The 1350-nt window shown below is 76.1% G+C and carries 2 protein-coding genes; both read left to right on the plus strand.

Going from position 1 to position 1350, the window contains the following annotated elements; translation table 11 throughout:
- Positions 1-238 precede the first annotated feature (238 nt).
- Positions 239-544, plus strand: coding sequence for a hypothetical protein (locus tag HW577_RS25075; RefSeq protein WP_198378806.1), 306 nt, complete (start codon positions 239-241; stop codon positions 542-544).
- On the plus strand, positions 541-1350 hold an 810-nt coding region (locus HW577_RS25080; protein ID WP_198378807.1), incomplete at its 3' end, for a CCA tRNA nucleotidyltransferase. The genes HW577_RS25075 and HW577_RS25080, both read left to right, overlap by 4 nt.

A 1350-nucleotide genomic window follows, 5' to 3' on the forward strand; every position in this document is an offset into this window, starting at 1 on the left:
TTCGCGCCGGAGGTCGCCGCGCTGTACGGGCCGGGATGAGGCGCGCGGCGCGCGGCCGGCTCGGTCACGCGCCGCGGCGGTGTCGCTTGCCGCATCTGCCCGGCGGTCGTCGCGCGCCACGGCCAGCGATGACGCGCACGGTTCCTGGCGAGACCTTGGCGGCGGCGCCGGCGGGGCCTGGTGGCGCACGACGCCGACCGGCATCGCGCCGGACCTGTCTTCGAGTGACGCAGCGGGGGTGACGCGCCGGGCCGGCGCGCCCATCCTCAGGCCGCGACCGGCGCGGAAGGTTCCCCTGGCCTATCTGATCGAAGCGATCCTGTTCCTGCTGCCCTTCGCGGCCTATGGGCTGTGGCGGCGGATGAACCCCTCGGCGCAGCCGAGCACGATCCTGCTCGTGCTGGGCGCGGTCGGCGTCGCGCTGATGCTGGCCGGGGCCTTCTGGTACGGGACGTCGCGCAGCATGCCGCGCGGGACGGTCTATGTGCCCGCGCAGCTCGAGGGCGAACGCGTCGAGCCCGGCCATGCGGAGCCGCGGCGGTGAGCGAAGCGCCGGTCGCGCTTGCCCCGCGCCCCGCCTTCCTCGACCTGCCGGCGGTGGCCGAGACCCTGGCCGCCCTGCCCGGTGCGCGCGCGGTCGGCGGCTGCGTGCGGGATGCGCTGGCCGGGCTGGCCTCCGCGGACATCGACATCGCCGCGCCGCTGCCGCCGGAGGAGATCGCTCGGCGGCTGACCGAGGCCGGCTTCGCGGTCCATGAGACGGGCCTGTCGCACGGCACGCTGACCGTCCTGCGCCACGGCATGCCGATGGAGGTCACCGCGCTGCGGCGGGACATCGTGACCGATGGCCGCCATGCCGAGGTCGCCTGGACCACCGACTGGCGGGAGGACGCGGCGCGGCGGGACTTCACCATCAACGCCATGTCGCTCGGCGCGGATGCGCTGCTGCACGACTACTTTTCCGGCCGCGCGGACCTTGCCGCCGGGATCGTGCGCTTCGTGGGCGACCCGGACACGCGGCTGGCCGAGGATTATCTCCGCGCGCTGCGCTTCTTCCGCTTCCAGGCGCGCTACGGGCGCGGGGCGCCGGATGCGGCGGCGGTGGCGGCGATCCGCCGCGCGGTGCCGGGTCTCGCGCGGCTATCGGCCGAGCGGGTGTGGATGGAGTTGAAGCGCATCCTGCCGCTGCCCGACCCGGTCGCGACGGTGGCGCTGATGGCACGGACGGGCGTGCTCGGCGCGGTGCTGCCCGAAGCACGGGCCGAGGCGCTGGCGCCGCTGGTCGCGCGCGGCGCGCCGGCGGATGCGCTGTTGCGGCTGGCCGCGATGGTGCCGGCCGAGGCGGCCGGG

The sequence above is a fragment of the Neoroseomonas rubea genome (assembly GCF_016106015.1).
Classification (GTDB): domain Bacteria; phylum Pseudomonadota; class Alphaproteobacteria; order Acetobacterales; family Acetobacteraceae; genus Neoroseomonas; species Neoroseomonas rubea.